Source organism: Actinomyces sp. Marseille-P3109, from assembly GCF_900323545.1.
In the GTDB taxonomy this organism is placed as follows: domain Bacteria; phylum Actinomycetota; class Actinomycetes; order Actinomycetales; family Actinomycetaceae; genus Actinomyces.
On sequence record NZ_OOHN01000008.1, the window covers coordinates 1,470,587 to 1,491,981 of the forward strand.

Sequence of the window (21,395 nt, forward strand, 5' to 3'; positions counted from 1 at the left end):
CAGGCCGGATCAGGGCCTGCCGAACAGGGCGCGAGCCTCAGCGGCCAGGAGCACGGAGCCGACGATGAGGATTCCTGATGCGGTCAGCGGGATGTCGTAGCCCTCGGACAGGGCGACGGCCTGCCCCACTGCCTCGCCGAGCTGCTGGCTCACCACGACGCGGTCGGCGCCGTAGACCTCCTTGGCGATCTCGCCCAGGTCGTCGACGGCCATGGCCCGCGGCGAGTCGATGGGGACACACACGACGGCGTCGGTCACCGGTTCCAGGCCGGCCAGGATCCCCTCGGCGTCCTTGTCCGCCATGACGCCCAGGACCGCGACGAGGTGCTGGAAGCCGAAGGCCTCCTCGATGGCTCCGGTGAGGGCATCGATGCCGTGGGGGTTGTGGGCGGCGTCGACCAGGACCGTGGGCGAGGAGCGCAGGACCTCCAGGCGGCCGGGGCTGGTGACGGAGGCGAAACCGTCCTCGACGACCCGCGCGGGCACCTGGCGCCCGCCGTGGATCGCCTCGGCGGCCGCCAGGGCCAGCAGGGCGTTGCGAGCCTGGTAGCCCCCGTGCAGGGGGACGAAGACGTCCTCGTAGACTGCCGCCGCGGTGGCCAGCGTGACGAGCTGGCCGCCGACGGCGAGCTGACGGTCGAGGACCTGCAGGACACCGGCATCCGGCGAGGTGGGGTCCTCCTCCGGATCGCGCTCGCGGCGCACGATGGCCCGGTGCTCGGTGGCGGCCCGCTCGATCTCTGCGGCGGCGTCGGGGACCTGCTGGGCGACGACGACGGTGGAGCCGTCCTTGATGACGCCGGCCTTCTCGTAGGCGATCTCAGTGATCGAGGAGCCGAGCCAGCGCTCGTGGTCACGCCCGATCGGGGTGATGACGGCGACGTCGGGGCCGATGACGTTCGTGGCGTCCCAGCGTCCGCCCAGGCCGACCTCGATGACGGCGACGTCGACGGGGTAGTCGGCGAAGGCGGCCAGGGCCATGACGGCCAGGACCTCGAAGAAGGACAAGCGCGGCCCGCCGTCGGCCTGGGAGCGCTCGTCGACCATGGCGATGTAGGGGGCCACGTCCTCCCAGGCGGCGATGAAGCCCTCCTCGCTGATCGGCTCGCCGTCCAGGCTGATGCGCTCGCGGATGGTGGCCAGGTGGGGGCTGGTGAAGCGGCCGGTGCGCATGCCGCCGGCGGCCAGAAGGCGCTCGGTCATGCGGGCGGTGGAGGTCTTGCCGTTGGTGCCGGTGATGTGGACGGTGCGGTAAGTGCGCTCGGGGTTGCCCAGGAGGTCGAGGACGGCCTCGACACGCTCCAGGGAGGGCTGGACCTGGTGCTCGGGGGCGCGGGAGAGGATCTCGGCCTCGACCTCGCGCATGCGGGCGGTGACCTCGACGGCACGGGCGGCAGCCTCCAGCTCGCGCAGGTGATCATCCTCGGGGGCATCGGGGAGCTGGGGCTCCCAGGACTCCCAGTCGTCGGAGTCGTCGGCATCGACCTCGGCGAGGAGCTCCTCAAGGCGGTCTGCGTCACCACCGGGGATCATGTTGGCGGCGACGAGCTCACGCAGGGCCTCGAGGTCCTCGCGGTCCTGGGCATCGGCGTCGGCCTCCCGCTGGGCACCGGCCTCCTGGAGCTCGGAGACGGAGACGGTCAGGCCGTCGCCGTCGGAGAGAACGGGGGCGCCTGAGGCCTCCAGGTAGGGCAGGAGCTCGGGGTCGATGCCGGTCTCACCGAAGACGGCGTCAACGACCTCCTCCCCCGTGGCGCCCTCGGGGATGCCGAAGGCGGCACCCGGGTGGGGTGGGTTCTGAGCCGGATCCTGCTCAAGGTGCCGGTTGTGGCGCTCGTCGTTCATGAGGTCCTCCATCTGCAGGCGCCGCGCGCGCCCACTGCCGCGCGAACCCTACCGCAGCCCGCCCTCGGCGGCCCGGATGCCTGCGCTCTCAATCCCTCCATGAAGAGAGAAGCATTCCTCAATCATCAGGACTGGTAACCGGGGAAGGGTGAAGATACATGACGGGAACAGCAGGAACAGCACTTTCCGGACGCGCCCGTTCTCGCAATGTCAAACCGTACTCCGCCCCAGAGTCTGTGGAACAGCCGAGGGGTCCGTATCACAGTCGCATCGCCCTCTCGCACTGGGGGCGTTGGCAGATGGACCACGGTGCCGTGGAGGTCGACGGTCTCGGTGGGCGCCACATGACCTACCTTGGAACTGTGACGAATACGGATCTTGGTGTCGGCCGGCGCTCTCGGTTTCCGGTCCTCTTCGACATAGGACCAGTTCTTGACGCCGAGGACGCAGCGGAGAACAAGGTGGCGGCGCTCTTCCCGCAAGGTACAGGTCTACCACGTGACTGAAGAGGAACTTCAACTCATCAAGGAAGGGCACATCACCTGGGGGCATCAACTCAAACAGGCTGACGTAATCCAGGACTAATTACTGAGCACACCGCCAGGACGGGGGCCGGCAACCCGATTCGCTCAGGCCGCCAGGCTTATTCGCCAGGCTTGCGGTGGTAGCTATCGTCAGGGACGACGGCCTGGCGGCGACCAGTGTCCACGCAGCGGACATGAGCGCAGCGGTAACGTCATAGCGCAAACGAGAGCCGCAGGATTCCAAGGTCTTCTTTAGGGCACTTTGACTGTGGATCCAGCCATGTCCGCTGCATGGACACCGAGTCACTCACGAGCCGCGGGAGAACGGCGGATCCGATGATAGACCTCATGGATAACCTCCCGGAGCGTGAGCAATCTGCGGTGAACTTCCTCGCGCACAGATATGCACAACACACCACTCCACAGTCCAAGGGGTCGGCGCATCATCCCCGCTCGCGCGGGGTTTACACGCTGCGGATCGCCCGGGACGCGGAGCGATACGGATCATCCCCGCTCGCGCGGGGTTTACGTCCTGATGCGAGGGCTGCCCGGCTCGGGGTTCGGATCATCCCCGCTCGCGCGGGGTTTACCATGAATCCTAACAAGAGGACATCTAGTTTCGAGGATCATCCCCGCTCGCGCGGGGTTTACCCCCTTCTTCGGGTCGATGATGTGCATCGTCCCGGATCATCCCCGCTCGCGCGGGGTTTACCCGCTTCTACTCTGCGGGAAAGCAAACCGTCAAGGATCATCCCCGCTCGCGCGGGGTTTACGTCCTCGTCGTCACCAAGCCTGAGCCGGAGCAGGGATCATCCCCGCTCGCGCGGGGTTTACCGTTCCTTCTCGTAGATCGTCCCGGACGCGACCGGATCATCCCCGCTCGCGCGGGGTTTACCGATCATGTTTGTGTCGACGGCGAACTGGTTGGGGATCATCCCCGCTCGCGCGGGGTTTACGCCCTGGGTGGTTCTGTCAGTGCGATTCTATCGGGATCATCCCCGCTCGCGCGGGGTTTACTCCGCGGACATCTGGACGGCTAATTGAATGCCAGGATCATCCCCGCTCGCGCGGGGTTTACACTTGCGGATCCTTGGAATCCCAACGACGAGCCACACTACCAGACCGCGTTTGCCTTCACTGCCGACCTAGCGCTCGCTCCGCAGAGTTCCGATAGCGCCGTCGTCTCGCAGCGATCGACCAGGACTCCTTCGGAGGCTTGACGGCGCCGGGGATCGCCAGCGATCCCTCGATCTGCCGGTACGGGGTGCGCATGACGAGGCACCCTTCGATATCGACCGGTTCACGCTCGTGCCCCAGAGAGGCGATCTCGAACCGCTGCTCGGAGCGCACCGACCAGATCAGTAGCGCACGACCTTCCCCGATGTATGCGCACACTAGCTCCCACAGCTGCTCTCGTACTCGAGCTGAAACATGCCCGACGAAGACCCCGGGGGAGACCTCCAACAACCAGCGAGTCATGGAGCCCCGCAACGAGGCAGGGGCAGCGGAAAGAACCAGGACTACCATCCTCCTGCGTCCTCTCCCGCGTAATTCGCTCCACCGGCCACGGCACGCTGCTGGTAGTCCCACAAGGAGACGACGTTGATGCTCATATCCTCCAGATCACCAACCTCAAGCAGGCGGTAGATATCTTTGACCGTCCGTTCGATGATCTTGAGCTCGAATACCTTGTCCCGAACTCGCCGGCGAGTGGTCCCGGTGAGGTCATCCATCCCCTCGGAGACGACATCGAAGGCGATGGGGATCGTCGTCTCCGCCTTGTACAGGTCGGCGACGTCGTAGACGAAGGAGCGCTCGTGGCCCGTGTGAACGAAGCCGAGCCCCGGCGAGCACCCCAGGGAGACAATCACTCCGTGAACGACGCCGTACAGGGCTGCGTGCGCGGCTGAGAGCGCCTGGTTAATCGGATCCGACGCCTCGAAGTCATCAGGACGGTAGTCGCGTCGGGTCCAGGGAACTCCAGTGCGCCTGGAATTCTCGCGGTACACCTCGCGGACCCGAGCGCCTTCCCGGCCTCTGAGTTGCTGCATGGTGAGCCCGTCGACATCTTCGCCGCTGAAGCGCATGCAGTACATCTCACGCGCCACCCGCAGTCGCTTCTGGGGAGAGGAGACGCTGGCCGCTTGCTCCACCAGCAGACGGGTGGATGTCGCCAGCGATCGGCCATGCGCGTAGTAGCGCACGCCGCGTTCACCGACCCAGACCGCCGTCGTCCCGCACTCGCCCAGCAGGCTCATCGCCTGGTGACTGACCGACGTTCCCGGACCGAGGAAGACCGACACCAGAGAGGCAGCGGGGACGCGGATGGTGCCCTGGTCGTTGCGCGCGGTCAGGGCACCATCCTCCCGGTGCACCACGCAGTGCTCCAGGTAGAGGAAGGACATCCGGTCCTGGACACGGGGCAGCGCCGTCACCGGAACCGGCAGCATTCTTAACATTGTCAGTCCTGTCGCACCCGGGCGAGCGTCATGAGCCCACAACCGTAGGCCTTGGACCGGCCGATCCCGGCGATGAGCGCGCGGCGCAGGGGCTCAGGATCAGTGACACGCAGAACGCCTTCATAGACGGTGCGGTTGATGGTCACGCGGTCGTATCCTTCACCCCCTGGTCGCCGACGGTTGAAAACAGGACGCCCCCGGTACACGACCAAGACGGCATCGTCAGTCCCCTCACCATCAGCATGGTCCACGGGCATGAGCTCGAAGCCGAACCGTGGGAGGCGGTCCATCAGCCACTGTCGCTGCTGTTCAACGGTGACGTGTCCGTAGCGCTGTCCGCGCGCTCCTGGGCCCCGAGAAGCCGAGTAGGACGGGTTCGCCGCGAGGCGGAAGGCCCACAGCTGCCCGGCATCCAGCGAGGCGAGGAATAGGGAGTAATCCAGGGTCCGCGCCTGGGTACCGGCCGTCCCCGCCTCTGCGACGAGCCGAGAGCAGTCAGGTTCTAACGGCGACAGTATGTACAGGGCCGTTGTCACACCTCGGTCGACCCGCCACAGGACGCGTCCAGGCCCGTTCCCGTCATGACCTCCGGTGGCGCTCATGACGACGGCGTGCATGGCCTGAGGCGACCCCAGATACTTGCGCGCAAGGCGGCGCTCCGGGGCCAGCTCGATCTTCGTTAGGAACACTGGTTCGCCTCCTCCAGCGCAAGCATGGGATCATGCGCGTCCGCTTCAGGCACACCGACCTGCACCATGAGCCGTTCAACCTGGCGGAAGTCATAGTCGCGGCGTCGCGGATCGAAGGAAACCGGTACGTCACGACTGCCGCGGGCCGAGCCCCGCTCCCCTACGGGTACGGCCTCCTGGTCGAGCAGCAGCTCCACGTCGAAGACACGGCTGCGATGCCGTTTCTGGAACCACGGTGAAGCGAGCCAGGGCTCGGTCCGAAGCACATCGAGCAGCGCCGCCTCCCGTAGGCCCAGGGACACGGGAGGCGTCGGCGGGCAGGAGCGCCTCCCGAGGTATAGCGGGAAAGCCGGATGGTGAAGCGCCTCGTCAATGCCCTCCAGGAGGGGGCGATCACCTTCGATACCTGCGAGGAAGACGGCGTCGGCGAGGTAGTGCCGGTTCGACAGGGGCATAGATTCCTTGCCGTCAAGCGAGCGTGCCGTGTGGAAGTCCCTGATGACTCGACCGGGCTGGTCCTTCCGCACCCCGAACCGCAGGGACAAGAGGTCCTCGATCGGGTCCGTTCGGCGACGGCCGATTGCGGCCGACAGCATGCCGATGATGCCGCTCCTGGTCGGCGCAAGCTCGGTGGAGCGGACGGTGAAGCGAGATTTCACCCCCCAGGCCTGCAAAGGTCCTGCCAGTCGCAGGAGGAGGACGGTCATCAGGCTCGCTCCTCACGGCTCGCTCGGAGAGCCACAACCTGACGGACCCGGTCGGGCAGGTTGGCGAAGGACACGCGCTCACCGAGCGAGGAGACGGCGTCTGAATCCTTGAGGGCAACGACGAAACTGCTCAGCGGCGTCACCCCGTAGTTCTTCTCGATCGTCTCGGTGTACTGAGCGAGCGCCCCCACTGAACGGTCGACGTAACCGCGGCCGGAGGCCTCCGGCACCGGTTCCTCGAAGGCACCGACGAGGGAAACAGGTTGGTCGTCACGGATAGACACAACGATGGCTTCCGGGAGAGTCCGGTTGGCGAACGTGTTCTGCTTCCCGGTGGGCATCGACAGGCAGAAGCCCTTGATGAAGACCTCAAGCGCTCGCAGTGCCGCCTCACCGTCCCCAAGGTTCTCAGCCAGCATGTCGAGATTAACGGTGGCGTAGCGGTACATGGTGGCCGAGGAGAACTCCACCGTGCCCATCATTCCGGCACCGGCGTCCTCCTCCTCTGATCGGTTCTTCTCATCGTCGACGGCGGTGAAGAAGTCGTACTCGTTCTCAGCGGCGTGCGTGGAGATGGCGTGGGCCACCTGGCAGGCGGCATCAACGTTGAGGTCGGTGTCGTCGGCGACCATGCGTCCAAACAGTGCGATATCGACGGCGTGCGTTTCCTTGAAGATCTTCTTGACTGCCTTGGCGTCGAGCGCTTCACCATCGCGGACTGAGGTAACAGCCAGCTCAGCCAGGCGCGTGATCTGGCTGGTGGACAGGAACAGAAGGTAGCCGGACTCCTGAGTCCCGTCTTTCTTGCCGCGCGGAGGTGAGAGCTTGATCTTGGCCGCCTTGAACACTCCCTCGGCGAGCGTGGTGGCGTTCTCCGCGAGCTCAGGTGCATCCTTCGCAATTGCCGCGGCCAGCACCTCGACGACTCGCTTCGTGCGTACGCCGACGTCCTCGGCGTCCAGCAGATCATTGAAGTACAGACGCGTTGCTCGTTTCCAGGACTGGCTGGAGACCCGCAGACGGCGGACGCCTCCGTAAACAGCAGATTTGGGTGAGCCCGAGTCGTCTCGGTTAACGCAGGAGGGCGGAAGGTTCTGGATGATGTGAATATCGATGTAGGTGCTCATTGTCAGTTCTCCGGGGTTGGCGCGGTTATCGTTGAGTTGGTTGCAGATGCCGGGGTGGCATCGTCGGAAGAGGCTGGGGATTCGGCAGATAGGAACTGGTACTCCCGTGACCAGGTCAGGCGAACCTTTCTGGCTCCGCCCGGTTGCTGGAAGTGAAGGATGTCGTCTGCGAGCATGGCGTGATCCAAGGTGATGCTCCGGGCTCGGAGCAGCGAGATGAAGCCCCGCAGGTGGTGGCGCAGCTCGGTGACGGTCGTCGAGGTGACCAGGGCGTTGAAGCGCGCCCGGGCCGAAGGGTTCTCGTCATCCGGTGGACCGATCAGGCTGCGGGCGGCATGGCCGAGCCCTCTTCCGGGCACGAACATGGGTTCGGTCCGTGACTGCTGGTGCACGGCATAGAGCGTCATGGCGGTATGGACGGCGGTCTCCTCCCACGTAGGGGCGTCACCCGCATAGTCGGGAACGTGGACGCTCGTGAGCTCCCAGATCTCGGGGAGCTCTCCGGGCGGCCTGTTCGCGCCCTTGCGCAGAGCGGCCAACTCACCGCCTGCTCGAGCCTCATTGCGCCGATAGCGGGCTTGCAGGCCCTCCTGCCTCTTCGTTCCGCCAATGCGCTGGTCGACGAGGCGGCCGGCATTCTCCTCCAGCCGCGGGCGGTAAGGCCGCTGGTGCGCTCCGGGCAGTACTGCTTCTGCAAGGTTGGCGTGTGTATTGGTATCCGACACAGTCATGCCGGTGTCCTTTCTTCATTCTTATTGTTCTCAGCGCTGCTGTCTTGCTGTGCAGGTGCTGGTACGGCCACGTTCAGAGCACGGCGGAAGAAGAACAACGCCTTGCCGACGTCCATCCGCCCCTTTCCCTCTCCACGCCCGGCGAAGGCGGTATCAGGCACGGCGGATGCCAGCGCTTCCTGCTGTCCCCATGCCTCGGAGCGCAGCAGCCTGCGCCACTGGTCGCGAGCCCTGATCGGGTCCGCTTCGTCCAGGGAGGCGAGCCATCGGGGGAAACGCTCATCAATGACCTGGTAGAAGGCGGCGCCGGCGTGCTCACGCGCAGCCGACGCCGTATCCGGGCTCCCACCGCGAGCGCGGTCCAGGTTCCCGGCCAGGTTCCGCAGTGCGGAGGCGACCTGCTCCGTCTCCTCCATGGCATCGCGCACAACGGCGAGCAGTCTCGTGTTCTCGGGGTTGAGTAGGCCAGCGGGCAGGGGGAGGACGTCGTCAACGAGCTCGGTGACGACCGCCTCCTGGGCTCCGTACTCGATGCCGACGGCGCGTAAAGGAACGAGGCCGCCTACAGGCACGATTCTGCGGCGCATGAGCTCCTGATAGAAGGAGACGACACCGGGAGAGCGGTATCGCGTCACTGCACTTGCACCTTTAACCGTGACCTTCGGACTCAACTGAGCCACAACGGTTGACAGCCCCCGCCAAAATGCCCGGTCTGTCGGCAACTTGCGCGGCATGTAGACGGGCGTTTTGAACTTCTTGGTCTGAGGCTCGGAGTAGCGCCATGCGGTCATCGGTTCCACCAGATACCGGTTCTGAGGTGTTGCCTTATCTCCGTTGCCGAGGAAAAGACCGGTGACTCCCGCATCATCACCGTGCAGCAACACGCGGCGCGTCTGCCACGTATAGCAGGAAACAGGTCCCGTAGGTTCCAGGTCGTGGGAACCCGCCGGACCTTCATTCTCGTGCTCCCACGGAGCAAGATCCTGCTCCGGATCGACGTCAACCAGATCAGGGAGGTTCTCGCAGACGGCGGTATTGAGGAGCAGCGTCCGCTCCAGGCTTTCGCCCGTCACGGTCACGGTGCCGATCTGCCCTGTCCACCCAGGGCCGATTGGGTACCCCTTTCCTCCCTTGACCAAAGGGTCTCCGACGGCTCCGGTGCGGATACCGGACGGGTCGAAGGCATGAACGTGCACCAGCCATCTGGCCGCCTCCGCCCAGCTGATGGACTCCAATCCTTGAGCCATACGGGTCGTGAAGAAGGGATTGCCGTTGGGGACGTCCACGATGAGGGACTCCAGCCCCGAAGTCTTGCCTGATGCCGCGTGGATACCCGCAACCTGGAAGAAGGGACGGTCCGGGTCGCGCAGGTCAAAGCGCTCCCGGTAACGCTCCAGGTAGGCACTGGCGTCCCGCCCCAGGCGCTCGGGCTCCTCCCAGTACTCCCTCCAGGTGTCCAGGTCCTCCGGCCCATCCATGGCGCGGTGGCAGATGGCCAGCAGCAGGCGCAGGATGGCCACGTCCTGGCTGGCGATCTCGCCATGGATCCCAGTGATGTCCGTCGCCTCCCGGAACAGGGTGAGGAGGGAGACCTCATCGGGCGTGCCGTCGAGCCTGGTTACCCGGATCCAGGACTCGTCGAGAAGATTGAAACGCTGCGTCATTCTGATTGGACCTCCTTGAGTCCGGTGGATGGGGAGTACTCGAGTACGGTGTCGGCCAGCTGCGCCCGGCCCTCCTCCAGAAGAAGGAACAACTGTCCTCGGAGCTGCGGATCATCCTGCCAAGCGGGTACGACGCATTTCTCCAGCTCATCGATAACCTCGTCGATCCGGCGCGGATTGCTCAGGCGCGGAGGCAACCTCACGGCGGACAGGGCCATGGCGCGGGCGATCTTCTTGTCCGGGGCACGGTCTGTGGGGATCATGGCTCCTGGAGCCTCCGGTGCGGATGGCAGGGTGCGCAGCTCCTCCTGGCCGCCTACCCGGCACAGGTCCAGGAGGATGACCTCCAGGGAGTCCTCGCCGTCGCGGACCTGGGCGCGTCCCCTCTCCTCGTTGTCGGAGGCCGTCACGTGCAGCCAGTCGATCAGGGAGGCACTCTTCCCTCTCCGCTCGGGCTCATTCAGAAGGAATCCCTGAGCGGCCTCATGTTTCGCACGGTTGCTCGTCGCGTATTTCTCTCGAGCTCGGTCAACAGCTTCCCTCCACGACGGCGGTACTGGGGCATCGGGACCGTAGACGGCCTCGATGAGGTCGTGGACATCGTCGGGAACCGTGACGACGCCGGGGCCGTCGACCACCCGGTTCAGTGCGGCCGCGCTCATGAGCATGTCCTGCTCGCCGTAAATCGCCTTGGCCCCCGGTTCCAACGAGGGCTCGGGGGACGATGTCGACGGCAGCCAGTCGATGTAGCAGACGGGCTCGGCAAGTAGGGGCGGTCGTCGCCGCTGGTGACGGTGCAGGCGTCCCATGCGCTGGAGGACCAGGTCGATGGGAGCGAGGTCGGTGACGAGCAGATCGAAGTCTACGTCGAGGGACTGCTCGACGACCTGGGTGGCGACGACGATGGCTCTGCACGGGCGCTTTCCAGCCTTGCGCGGAGGACCGAAGCGGTTGAGAAGATCCTTGTCCTTGGCGAGCCGGTCGCCGATCGTGAACCGGGCATGGTTGAGACTGACGTCCTCGCCGAAGTGCTCGCGCAGCCGCTCATAGGTCTCCTGGGCGCGCCGTACCGTATTGCGGACCACTAGCGCGCAGCCGCCGTCGACGAGGGCCTCCTCCAAGAGCGGGGTCAGAGCATCCTTCGTGAGCCGTCTGATCCGGACTGTGCTGCGTCGTCCCGACGCGGTCGGGACGATCTCGGTGCGATCCTCACCAGCAGCGACCAGGCAGGGGAAGGGAGTGTGTACGTTGTCCGGGGAGGGACGCCGGCGGACGCGCTTACCCGCTGCCAGGCGCAGGCCCCGTCGGTAGGCGTCGACCATGGCGGAGCATCGGGCCTCGGACAGTGTGGCCGACAGGAGCACCACCGGCACCCCGTAGGCTGCGAGCCAGGTCAGGACCCGGTCCAGGTAGACGTTCATGTACGTGGAGTAGGAGTGCACCTCGTCGACAATGACGACCTTGCGGGACAGTCCCAGGTGTCGCATGGCCAGGTGCGGGGAACGCATTGCCCCGAACAGCAGGTGGTCCACGGTGGTGACGACGAAGTCCGACAGCATCGACTTCTTGCGCCCGCTGAACCAGGCCAGGATCGCCAGGTCGGCTCTGCGGCCATCCTCGGAGTCTGCGGCACGGCCCGTTCGAGCCTCTTCCTCATCCCATCCGATCCCGATAGGGCGTGGGGTCTCGCCGGTCGAGTCGTCAAGCGATCCAAGGAGCCGGTCGCGGATCTCGTAACCGCGGCGTCGCAGAAGCTGCGCCTCCTTGTTGAGTCGAGACCGTCCGTGCAGGAGCTGAGCGGCGAACTCCGACGGCGCCCCCTCGTCGGCGTAGGCCTCCTCAATGTTCCCCAGCCAGTCGAGCTCGCGGGAGAACATGGCGTCCGTCGTCGCCTGGGTGGGTAGGGCGAAGAGGATTCCGGAGCGGCGAGTGCGGGCGGCGAGCACCTCGGCGGCCATGAAAGCCGCCTCGGTCTTCCCTCCTCCCGTGGACTCCTGGACGATGAGCATTCCCGGCAGGTCCATGGTGCGGGCAGCCTGCAGTGTGCACACCTGGACGTCGGTGGCGCGGGCACCGTCGGGCAGGTTGAAACGGCTGGTGAGCATACAGTCGGGGGCGGAGCCCTCGTCGCGGGGACGCCATGGCGCGGGGATCTCCAGACGCGACAGACCGGTGGCCGCACGAAGGGCATGGGCATCGGGCGCGAGCAGGCGCGCACCATCGTCCTCGAGGGACAGCAGCGGGAAATAGGCTTCGGTCGAGGCGATCCAGTCCGAGACGATGAGCAGCCCCGAGAGCTCCACGAGGAAAGGCTGGGACCATCGGTGACGCGCCCAGCGAGGGAGAAGAGCCGCGGCACCGGTGCGTCGTGTCACGAGTTCGAGGAGCTCGTGGCGGGTCGCGCTCCACGCCTCATCCTCACCGAGGAGGTGCTCATGCCCGTAGTAGTCGGTGGTGATAGCCGCCGTCGTAGGCGGAATGCCGTGGTGAGCTCCGACAACCGAGGCCAGGGCCACTGCCGGTTCATAGTCCCAACCGTGCTCGCCCATGAGCCAGCTCTCCAGGATCACGTGCCCCGCCAGGGCATGCGGAACCTTGCGCCGCTCGAGTCGATCAACCGGCTCGTGGAGCAGCCCCACCTCCTTCATGCGGTCGTCGAGGCCCGGGGCCTGGACGGAGAAGGCCGGGGTGCACTTGCCAATGTCGTGGACACCGGCGATCCAAGAGGCGAGCAGGCAGAACTCCTCCACCGAGGTCAGCCCAGACTCGGAGCCCGCGAACTCGCGCTCGATGAGCTCACGAGTGGTAGGTGCCAGCCAGTGTCTGGCGAGGTGCTCGGCCACCGCCGCGGCGTCGAGTAGGTGCAGCCAGAGCGGCAGCCAATGATGACTCTCAGGGTCGTAGCCGAATTTGGCCCATACGGATCGGACTTGCGCCGAGAGCGTCACAGGGATCTCCTTCGTTGGAGGGTGAAGCCGAATGGACCTCGACACTGAGGTTCGTCCGCAGGGGAATTTGGAGTGTTTCAGCGGAAACCGCGTGCTGCCGCACAGTAGTGACAGCCTACCCCTAACACACTCGGATCATTCAACCAAAGGAGCACCGGGGGCCGAGTTTCCACGGATGATAGTAGCATGCACACCACTCGTCATAAAAACTGCGACGCAGGGGAATATCTGATACTCAAGACCCTCGGTGGGCGATCGATGAAGCGACTTTAACCGGTACGGTTAATTTTCTGCCGCACTGTCTCTGGCGACGTATTTCGATGCACATCAAGAATTCTGGTGACTAGACGCGCGAGTGGGGCTGGCAGCCCGATTCGCTCGGGCTGCCAGCCCCACTCGTAGTCAGGTTCGAGCCCCGATCAGGCCTCGGCCGTCTCCGCGGCCTTCTCGGTGACCTTCTTGACCGTGGCGGTGGGCTCCTTGGCACCCGGGACCGCCACAACGGAGGCGTCCACGCAGCCGACCTCCCGCTTGATGAGGTCCAGGTGGGCACCGGTCCAGGCGCCCTTGTCCTCGGGGACGGTCAGCTCCAGACGGATGCGGTCTCCCACGTGCAGGCCGGCGGCCTTGCGCTCGTCCTGAACCAGACGCACCAGGTCGCGGGCCCACCCCTCGGCCTCCAGGGCGTCGTCGAGGGCGGTATCCAGGACCACGAAGGCTCCCGAGGGCAGCATGGTGGCGGCCAGGGAGTCGTCGTCGACCTCGATGCGGGTGGTCAGCGTGAAGGCGCTGTCCTCCGCCTCCAGGACCACGGGGGCACCGTCGAGTAGCACGTCGTCGAAGCGCACGTCCCCGTCCTCGGTGAGCTCCCACTCCCCCGCCTTGACGGCGGCGAAGAGCTTGGAGGTGAGCTTGCGGACCTCGGGGCTGAAGGCGCGCGGGTTGAGGCTCAGGTCCGTCCGGGCCTCGTAGCCGGCGGACTCGGCGTCCAGGAGCCGGACCTCCTTGACGTTGACCTCCTCGGCCACGAGCTCGCGGAAGGGGGCCAGCCCCGCCGGGTCGGCCGTGGCGATGGTCAGGCTGCGCAGCGGCTGGCGCACGCGCAGCTTCTCGGCCTTGCGCAGGCTCAGGGCCGCCGAGACCGCCGCACGGGCCTCGTCCATGGCGGTCACCAGCTCGGCGTTGGCGACGTGGGCCGGCAGCACCGGCCAGTCGGTCAGGTGCACGGAGCGCTCACCGGTCAGCCCCCGCCAGATCTCCTCGCTCACCAGCGGCGCCAGCGGCGCCATGACCTCGGTGAGCACGCGCAGAACCGTGGCCAGGGCGTCGAAGGCGGTCTTGTCGCCGTCGGTGAAGCGCTGACGCGAGGTGCGCAGGTACCAGTTGGTGAGCACGTCGAGGAAGTCGCGGATCGTGGCGCAGGCTCCGGCGATGTCGTAGCCGTCCATCTGAGCGGCCACCGTCTCGGCCAGGTCCTTGGTGCGGCCCAGGACGTAACGGTCCATGACGTGCAGGCCGCCCCGCTTGGCGAACAGGCTCGCATCGTCGAGGTCGACGCCGTCGGTGACATAGCCGCCGCCGTCCACCTGGCCCGCGTAGAGGGAGAAGAAGTACCAGGTGTTCCACAGCGGCAGCACCACCTGGCGCACCGCGTCACGGACGGCCTTGTCGGTGACAACGAGGTTGCCACCGCGCATGACCGGCGCCGAGAGCAGGAGCCAGCGCATGGCGTCGGCCCCGTCGCGGTCGAAGACCATGGAGACGTCCGGGTAGTTGCGCAGCGACTTGCTCATCTTCGCCCCGTCGTTGCCCAGGAGGATGCCGTGGGACACGCAGGAGGTGAAGGCGGGCCGGTCGAACAGGGCGGTGGCCAGGACGTGGAGGGTGTAGAACCAGCCGCGGGTCTGGCCGATGTACTCCACGATGAAGTCGCCCGGGTAGTGCGACTCGAACCACTCGACGTTCTCGAACGGATAGTGCACCTGGGCGAAGGGCATCGAACCGGACTCGAACCAGCAGTCCAGGACGTCGGGGATGCGGCGCATCATGGACTTGCCCGTGGGGTCGTCGGGGTTGGGCCGCACGAGGGTGTCGATGAAGGGCCGGTGCAGATCCTTGACCTCGACGCCGAAGTCGCGCTCGAGCTCGGCGTAGGAGCCGTAGACGTCGGTGCGCGGGTAGTCGGGGTTGTCGCTGACCCACACCGGGATGGGGGCGCCCCAGAAGCGGTTGCGGGAGATCGACCAGTCGCGGGCGCCCGCCAGCCACTTGCCGAAGATGCCGTCCTTGATGTGGCCGGGGTACCAGTCGATGTCCTGGTTGAGCTCGACCATGCGGTCGCGGATCGCCGAGACCCGCACGAACCAGGAGGAGACCGCCTTGTAGATGAGCGGCTTGCGGCAGCGCCAGCAGTGCGGGTAGGAGTGCACATAGGACGCCTGGCGCACCAGGACTGCGCGCCGGGTCTCGTCGCGGCGGGCCAGCGGACCGGTGCCGTCGCGCAGGTCGGCGACGATGTGCTTGTTGGCGTCGAAGACCTGCAGCCCGGTGTAGTCGCGCACCTCCTCGGTCAGGCAGCCGCCGTCGTCGACGGGGACGACGGTCTCGATGCCGGCCTCGGTGCAGGCGATCATGTCGTCCTCACCGAAGGCCGAGGCCATGTGGACCATTCCGGTTCCGTCGGAGGTGGTCACGAAGTCGGCGGCGATGATCGTCCAGGCATTCGGCCCGGGCGCCGCGCCCTCGGCCCGGTGGGCGGCGTCATCAAAGTAGTCGAAGATCGGGTGGTAGCGCCGCCCCACCAGGTCGGCCCCGGTGCAGGTGGCCAGCACCTGCGGGTCCTCGCCGAGCTCGCGGGCGTAGGAGCCCAGGAGGTCACGCGCCATGACGACGTCCTGGCCGGCAACCGGCGAGTCGAGGTCCTCATCGACGTGGACGGTCACGTACTCGACGTCGGGGCCCACGGCGATAGCCAGGTTGGAGGGCAGGGTCCAGGGCGTAGTGGTCCAGATGAGGACCAGCTCGGGGCGCTCGGCGCCCTGGCGCAGCGGTTCCTCCAGGCGCAGGCCCACCGTGACCGTGTTGTCCTGTCGGTCCTGGTAGACGTCGTCGTCCATCTTGAGCTCGTGGTTGCTCAAGGGAGTGCGGTCGTGCCAGCAGTAGGGCAGGACGCGGTAGCCCTGGTAGGCCAGTCCCTTGTCCCACAGCTGCTTGAAGGCCCACAGGACCGACTCCATGTAGTCGGGGTCGAGGGTCTTGTAGTCGTTGTCGAAGTCGACCCAGCGCGCCTGGCGGGTGACGTAGTCCTCCCACTCCTTGGTGTAGCGCAGGACGGAGGTACGGCACTCCTCGTTGAACTTCTCGATGCCGATGCCGCCGGGGCGGGTGATCTCGGTGACGTCGTCGATGCCGAGCAGGCGCTGGGCCTCGAGCTCGGCGGGCAGGCCGTGGGTGTCCCAGCCGAAGCGGCGCTCGACGCGCTTGCCGCGCTGGGTCTGGTAGCGCCCGACGGCGTCCTTGACGTAGCCGGTCAGCAGGTGGCCGTAGTGGGGCAGGCCGTTGGCGAAGGGCGGGCCGTCGTAGAAGACGAACTCGTCGCAGGGCTCATTGCGGTTGTCGATGGAGGCCTGGAAGGTGCCGTCGGCCTTCCAGTAGGCCAGGACCTCCTCCTCGATGGCGGGGAAGGAGGGCGAGGGGTCGATCTGCTCCCCCGGCCGGTGCAGGGGGTAGAAGGCGGCGCCGGTCGGCTCGCTGCTGCGGTTACCGGCGGGGACGGGGCTCTCGGCCATCTTCTCAACCATCGCGGTGTGCTCTCGTCTCACTCGTTCCTGCCGCCTCGGGCGGGTGCCCGGGGCCTGACGAGGACGACGTCGGCTCCCGGCCGGGGATGCTTCCCCGACTGGTGCCGCACCGCGGTACCACCTCGCTTGCCGTGCATGGAGCCCTGGGGGGCCGGCCTGCACGACCGCTTCGTTTCCAGCTGTGACGGGCTGTCCCGTCCGGTTCTACTGAGGACCGACGACGGCGTGGTGCGCCGAGGTGGCCCGGTTCTTCCGGAGGCTCACCGGTGATGGCCGGGTCTGTGCCTTTGCTCCGGGGAGTGTAGTGGGCGGTGCACCACCGGGGCCAGTTCGCGACCCGCCTCAGCGACGTCGTCCTGCCCACACCCGGCGGTGGAATAGACGCCCGTTGCCGGGCAGTGATCCGCTCGGTCCCACCCGATCTAGCCGACTGCGTTGAGCTCCTCGAGGGCCTCCTCGGGGAGGGGGTGGCGGGTGGCCTCAACCGCCTCGGTCAGCTGGGCGACGCTGCTGACCCCCACAATGGGGGTGATCGCCGGCTGCTGGGCGTTGAGGAGGGCCAGGACGATCTGGCTCGGCTTCATGGCCAGACTGTCCGACCACCTGCGCAGCGCCGTCAGCCGGTTGTCAGTCCCCGGATGCCTGTAGGCCTCGGGGAGCGGGCGCTCCGGGTGCTCGTAGGCGCCGGTGAGCAGCGGCGTGTAGGCCCACAGGTCCAGCCCGCAACGTTCGGCGAGGTCCTTGCTCTCGATCGTCATCATCCCGTGAGGATGATCCTCGCCCTCAACAGGGACGTCGGGCCTGGGGTGAAGATAGGACTCCCGTAGCTGGAGAGCGGTGAAGCGGGTCGATCCCCGCTGCTGGGCATACACGTTGGCCGCGGCGGCGTACCAGGCCGGATGATTCGACAAGCCGATCCGTGTGGTCAGTCCTTGAGCCACCAGCTCACCGAAGGTCTCGGCGACATCCGAGACCGACTGTTCTCGATCCTCCATGTGGGCCCAGTACAGATCGACGCGCTCCGTCTGCAACCGTTGCAGGCTGTCTCGGATGGCACGGAGGACGACGTCCTTCCCCAGGCCTTCCACCGCGTCCGGGAAACCATGGGGACGGGTGGGCTCCGCACCGACCTTGGTGCTGATCCTCACCTGATCGCGCACGCCACGATCAACGAGCCACTGGCCGATCACGGTCTCGCTCTGGCCGCCGAGACCGGTCTCGGAGCCCCAGAACGCGTAGCAGTTCGCGGTATCGATCCACTGGCCGCCAAGATCCAGGTAGGCGTCGAGGATCTCCCGGGACTGGGCGGCGGGCAGGCGGGTTCCGAAGTGCATGGTGCCCAGAGCCATGCGAGGGGGTGCGTCAGTCATCGGGGTGCTCCCTTCCGTGTCATCAGGGTCAGCGGTGCGGGACGTGCCAGCGACCGTAACCGATTCTGCAGAGCTCAACAAGAACTTCAGAGACGACACGGATACGCGTCGTCTCTGAAGAAAATGTTGATCTAGATGGTGGCGCCGTCAGCTGTCTGAGCTCGGGGTGGCGTCCTGCTGCTGGAGGACGCCGGAGGAGCCGGAGTCTCCCTGCTGGCCGTCCTCGCCTGATCCGGAGCCGCCAGGCGCGTCCCCGTTGGGAGTGGTCCGGCCGGCTCCACCGGAGCCTCCTCCCGGACCGCCCTGACCACCGGGGCCTCCCTGGCCCCCACCGGGACCACCGCCGGGCATCTGTCCGCCGGGACCGCCCTGGCCTCCGGGGCCTCCTTGCCCGCCGGGACCGCCCTGGCCGTTGCCGGGATCCTGCTGGGCGTGACTACCACGGGCGTCACTGTCGTGGCCGAGCAGCTCATTGGTGCCCCAGCCGGCCGCGAAGGTCCCAGCCAGCAGCGCCACCCCGGCAGCCGCCACAACGACGCGACGGCGGTACCAGGGCTTGCGAGCCTTGGCGCGCGCCTTCTTGGCGGCGTCGGAGACAGAGCCGCCGACGCCGATGGTCGCAGCGTTCTGAGCGCCCGGCGTGGCCCATGACCGCTCCAGTCGCGTGTCGGAGGTGGAGTTGCCGGCGACGGCGGCGCGAACCGCGCTGGCCGGCGCGTTCGCGGCGGCATGATCAGCACGATCCGCGGAAGCCTCCTCACGTGATCCGGAAGCGGCGCCGTTGCGCCCACCATCCTGGTCCGCGTCCGGCACGGGGGCTGTCGCGGGATCCTTGGTGACATCCTTCGTGGCACCTTCTGCGACGCCGCCGCCGGTCGAGCTCTGCGGGAGAGCCCGCGTGCCGTCGTCGGTGCCGCCCTGGGTGGAGAAGCTCTCTGTGACGGCGTCGCGCCGGGACGCTGAGGTGTCGTCACCACTGGAGGAGACGTGCTTGCTCATGGATGTCCTTTCAGTCTGGTTCCCGGCCCAGCCGGGGCTGGCGCAGACGTTAGGGACCGGCTCTGTGCCCGCGGCAGGTCAGACCTGTGGGCAACCTATGACCGGGAGGACCGGCCCATCCAGCGGCGCTCGGCCACGGCACGCCACCGAGCTGCCCGCGCATCTCACGAGGCTCCCTCACAGATCGCGGGAGACGAGCGTGTTGGAGGCCTGGGCCCGCGGCCGCACCACCATGGAGTCGATGTTGACGTGGGCGGGCAGCTCCAGCGTCCAGGCGATGCAGGCGGCGACGTCGTCGGCGCTCAGAGGCTCGGCGACGCCGGCATAGACCTTCGCGGCCGCATCGGCGTCCCCATGGAGACGGTTGAGGGAGAACTCCTCGGTGGCCACCATGCCCGGGGCGATCTCGATGACGCGCACCGGCTCACCCACCAGCTCCAGGCGCAGGGTGTTCGCGATGATCCGCTCGGCGTGCTTGGCGGCCACGTAGCCGCCTCCCCCGGGGTAGGTGTCATGGGCGGCCGTGGAGGTGAGGAACACCAGGTCCCCGCCCTGCTCGCGCATGCCGGGCAGGAAGGCCTGGCTCACGCGCAGGGCCGCGAGGACGTTGCGCTCGTACATGGTGGCCCACTCCTCGGCCTTGCCCTCGGCGACCGGGTCGACTCCCAGCGCACCGCCGGCGTTGTTGACGACCGCGTCGACCGGGCCGGCGTCGAGCACTTCGCGGGCCAGGCGCTCGACGTCGCCGGGTTCCTGGAGGTCTGCGGCCACCCAGGTGCAGCCGGTCTCCGCGGCCAGGGCCTGGAGGCGTTCCGCCCGCCGCGCCGTGGCGACCACCTGCCAGCCGTGGGAGCGCAGCAGCCGGACGGTGGCGGCGCCGATGCCGGTCGAGGCCCCGGTGACCAGGGCGCGGCGGGCAGACGGGAGGCTGTTGGTGAGGTCGTGGTGGTTCTCGCTCATTGCTCCACGATACGTCCCCGTCACGCCGGCCTGGCACAATCGGCCCCGGTTCGGTGGGGCCCGCCAGGCTCCGGCCGAACCGCACAACCCGGTACCCCATCGGAAGGCCTCCCCGTGAACGCCGTCATCCTCGCAGTCCTGGTCATGCTCGTCCTGGCGACACTGCGCGTCCATGTGGTGCTCTCGCTGTTCGTCGGCGCGCTCGTGGGCGGACTGACCGCCGGCCTGGGAATCAGCGAGACGATGGTGGCCTTCCAGGACGGTCTGGCCGACGGCGCCAAGATCGCCCTGTCCTACGCCCTGCTGGGGGCCTTCGCCATGGCTGTGGCGCACTCGGGCCTGCCCCAGCTGCTGGCGAACTGGCTTATCGCCAGGATCGAGACCGAGGACGGTTCCACCTCCCAGCGAGCCGTGCGCATGACGACCATGATGGTGCTGGGCGGACTGACGGCCATGGCGATCATGAGCCAGAACCTCATCCCGGTCCACATCGCCTTCATCCCGCTGGTGGTCCCGCCGCTGCTCATCGTCATGAGCCGCCTGCAGCTGGACCGCAGAGCGGTGGCCTGCACGATCACCTTCGGCCTGGTGACCACCTACATGTTTCTGCCGCTGGGCTTCGGGCGGGTCTTCCTCCACGACATCCTCTACGCCAACATCAAGGACGCGGGCCTGGACGTCTCCCACATCTCGCCCACTCACGCCATGGGTATCCCCGCGCTGGGCATGATCGCGGGTCTGCTCATCGCCGTGTTCGTCACCTACCGCAAACCCCGTGCCTACCGGATCGACACCGGCGCCGACTCCGACTCGGGAGAGGAGATCTCCGGTCCCGCCGAGATCGACCGCCGCAAGGTGGCGATCGCACTGGTCGCCGTCGTCGCCTGCTTCGCGGTCCAGACCTCCCTGACCTGGATGGAGTCCAAGGCCGATCCGCTCCTGGTCGGGGCGCTCCTGGGCCTGCTGCTGTTCATGGCCACCCGTGTCGTCGCCATCGCCGAGGCCGACGACGTCTTCACCGGCGGCATGCGGATGATGGCCCTCATCGGGCTCATCATGATCACGGCGCAGGGCTTCGCCAATGTCCTCAAGGAGACCAAGCAGATCGAGCCGCTGGTGAAGTCGGCGACCTCCCTGTTCGCCGGCTCCAAGCCCGCGGCCGCCTTCGTCATGCTGCTCGTGGGCCTCATCGTGACGATGGGGATCGGCTCGTCCTTCTCCACCCTGCCGATCATCTCGGCGATCTACGTGCCCCTGTGCCTGTCCCTGGGCTTCTCACCGGTGGCGACGGTCTCCCTCATCGGGACCGCCGGGGCGCTGGGCGACGCCGGCTCACCGGCGTCGGACTCCACACTGGGCCCCACGGCGGGTCTCAACGCCGACGGACAGCACGACCACATGCGCGACTCGGTCATCCCGACCTTCCTGCACTTCAACATCCCCTTGCTCATCGCCGGCTGGATCGCCGCCATGGTCCTCTGAGGCCGGTCGGGCGGTCGCGGGTGCCGGCAGTGCGCCACGAACCGACCGACTCTCCGGAAGTCGCTCCTCCCGGCGCACCGGCGCGGTACC

Annotated in this window: 14 protein-coding genes and 1 CRISPR repeat array; of the genes, 1 reads left to right on the forward strand and 13 read right to left on the reverse strand. The window is 67.1% G+C overall.

The window, feature by feature from the left end:
• Nucleotides 1-9 precede the first annotated feature (9 nt).
• From BQ8008_RS06630 to BQ8008_RS06690, 13 genes are all read right to left on the reverse strand, one after another.
• The gene (locus BQ8008_RS06630; protein ID WP_108833324.1) at nucleotides 10-1,845 is read right to left on the reverse strand and encodes a bifunctional folylpolyglutamate synthase/dihydrofolate synthase; all 1,836 of its coding nucleotides are present in this window, start codon (nucleotides 1,843-1,845) and stop codon (nucleotides 10-12) included.
• A gap of 964 nt (nucleotides 1,846-2,809) precedes the next feature.
• A CRISPR array of direct repeats spans nucleotides 2,810-3,447; the repeat unit is 28 nt; unit sequence GGATCATCCCCGCTCGCGCGGGGTTTAC.
• Between the two features lie 56 nt (nucleotides 3,448-3,503).
• Nucleotides 3,504-3,896 carry a type I-E CRISPR-associated endoribonuclease Cas2e gene (gene cas2e / locus BQ8008_RS06635; protein ID WP_108833325.1) on the reverse strand — a complete coding sequence of 131 codons (393 nt, stop codon included), beginning with the start codon at nucleotides 3,894-3,896 and terminating at the stop codon, nucleotides 3,504-3,506.
• Nucleotides 3,890-4,828 carry a type I-E CRISPR-associated endonuclease Cas1e gene (gene cas1e, locus BQ8008_RS06640; RefSeq protein ID WP_108833326.1) on the reverse strand — a complete coding sequence of 313 codons (939 nt, stop codon included), beginning with the start codon at nucleotides 4,826-4,828 and terminating at the stop codon, nucleotides 3,890-3,892. Before cas1e ends, cas2e begins: the two co-directional genes overlap by 7 nt.
• A gap of 2 nt (nucleotides 4,829-4,830) precedes the next feature.
• Entirely contained in the window at nucleotides 4,831-5,517 is a 687-nt protein-coding gene (locus BQ8008_RS06645; protein ID WP_108833327.1) for a type I-E CRISPR-associated protein Cas6/Cse3/CasE, read from the reverse strand.
• On the reverse strand, nucleotides 5,508-6,224 hold the full coding sequence (cas5e, locus tag BQ8008_RS06650) for a type I-E CRISPR-associated protein Cas5/CasD (protein WP_108833328.1): 717 nt from the start codon (nucleotides 6,222-6,224) through the stop codon (nucleotides 5,508-5,510). The genes BQ8008_RS06645 and cas5e overlap by 10 nt, the downstream gene beginning before the upstream one ends.
• Nucleotides 6,224-7,351, reverse strand: coding sequence for a type I-E CRISPR-associated protein Cas7/Cse4/CasC (gene cas7e, locus BQ8008_RS06655; protein WP_108833329.1), 1,128 nt, complete (start codon nucleotides 7,349-7,351; stop codon nucleotides 6,224-6,226). The genes cas5e and cas7e overlap by 1 nt, the downstream gene beginning before the upstream one ends.
• Nucleotides 7,352-7,353: 2 nt before the next feature.
• The gene (casB, locus tag BQ8008_RS06660) at nucleotides 7,354-8,082 is read right to left on the reverse strand and encodes a type I-E CRISPR-associated protein Cse2/CasB (protein ID WP_108833330.1); all 729 of its coding nucleotides are present in this window, start codon (nucleotides 8,080-8,082) and stop codon (nucleotides 7,354-7,356) included.
• Nucleotides 8,079-9,746 carry a type I-E CRISPR-associated protein Cse1/CasA gene (casA, locus tag BQ8008_RS06665; RefSeq protein WP_108833331.1) on the reverse strand — a complete coding sequence of 556 codons (1,668 nt, stop codon included), beginning with the start codon at nucleotides 9,744-9,746 and terminating at the stop codon, nucleotides 8,079-8,081. The genes casB and casA overlap by 4 nt, the downstream gene beginning before the upstream one ends.
• Nucleotides 9,743-12,694, reverse strand: coding sequence for a CRISPR-associated helicase/endonuclease Cas3 (locus tag BQ8008_RS06670; protein WP_108833332.1), 2,952 nt, complete (start codon nucleotides 12,692-12,694; stop codon nucleotides 9,743-9,745). The genes casA and BQ8008_RS06670 overlap by 4 nt, the downstream gene beginning before the upstream one ends.
• Before the next feature lie 419 nt (nucleotides 12,695-13,113).
• Nucleotides 13,114-16,494, reverse strand: coding sequence for an isoleucine--tRNA ligase (gene ileS / locus BQ8008_RS06675; RefSeq protein WP_199908028.1), 3,381 nt, complete (start codon nucleotides 16,492-16,494; stop codon nucleotides 13,114-13,116).
• 422 nt (nucleotides 16,495-16,916) lie between these two features.
• Nucleotides 16,917-17,864, reverse strand: coding sequence for an aldo/keto reductase (locus BQ8008_RS06685; protein WP_108833333.1), 948 nt, complete (start codon nucleotides 17,862-17,864; stop codon nucleotides 16,917-16,919).
• A gap of 147 nt (nucleotides 17,865-18,011) precedes the next feature.
• Nucleotides 18,012-18,863 carry a hypothetical protein gene (locus tag BQ8008_RS13325; protein WP_159086777.1) on the reverse strand — a complete coding sequence of 284 codons (852 nt, stop codon included), beginning with the start codon at nucleotides 18,861-18,863 and terminating at the stop codon, nucleotides 18,012-18,014.
• Nucleotides 18,864-19,040: 177 nt separating this feature from the next.
• Entirely contained in the window at nucleotides 19,041-19,823 is a 783-nt protein-coding gene (locus tag BQ8008_RS06690; RefSeq protein WP_108833334.1) for an SDR family oxidoreductase, read from the reverse strand.
• Between the two features lie 114 nt (nucleotides 19,824-19,937).
• Between BQ8008_RS06690 and BQ8008_RS06695 the strand changes: the two genes are divergently transcribed.
• Nucleotides 19,938-21,305 (forward strand): Na+/H+ antiporter family protein, encoded by a 1,368-nt coding sequence (locus BQ8008_RS06695; RefSeq protein WP_108833335.1) that lies wholly within the window; start codon nucleotides 19,938-19,940, stop codon nucleotides 21,303-21,305.
• Nucleotides 21,306-21,395 lie beyond the last annotated feature (90 nt).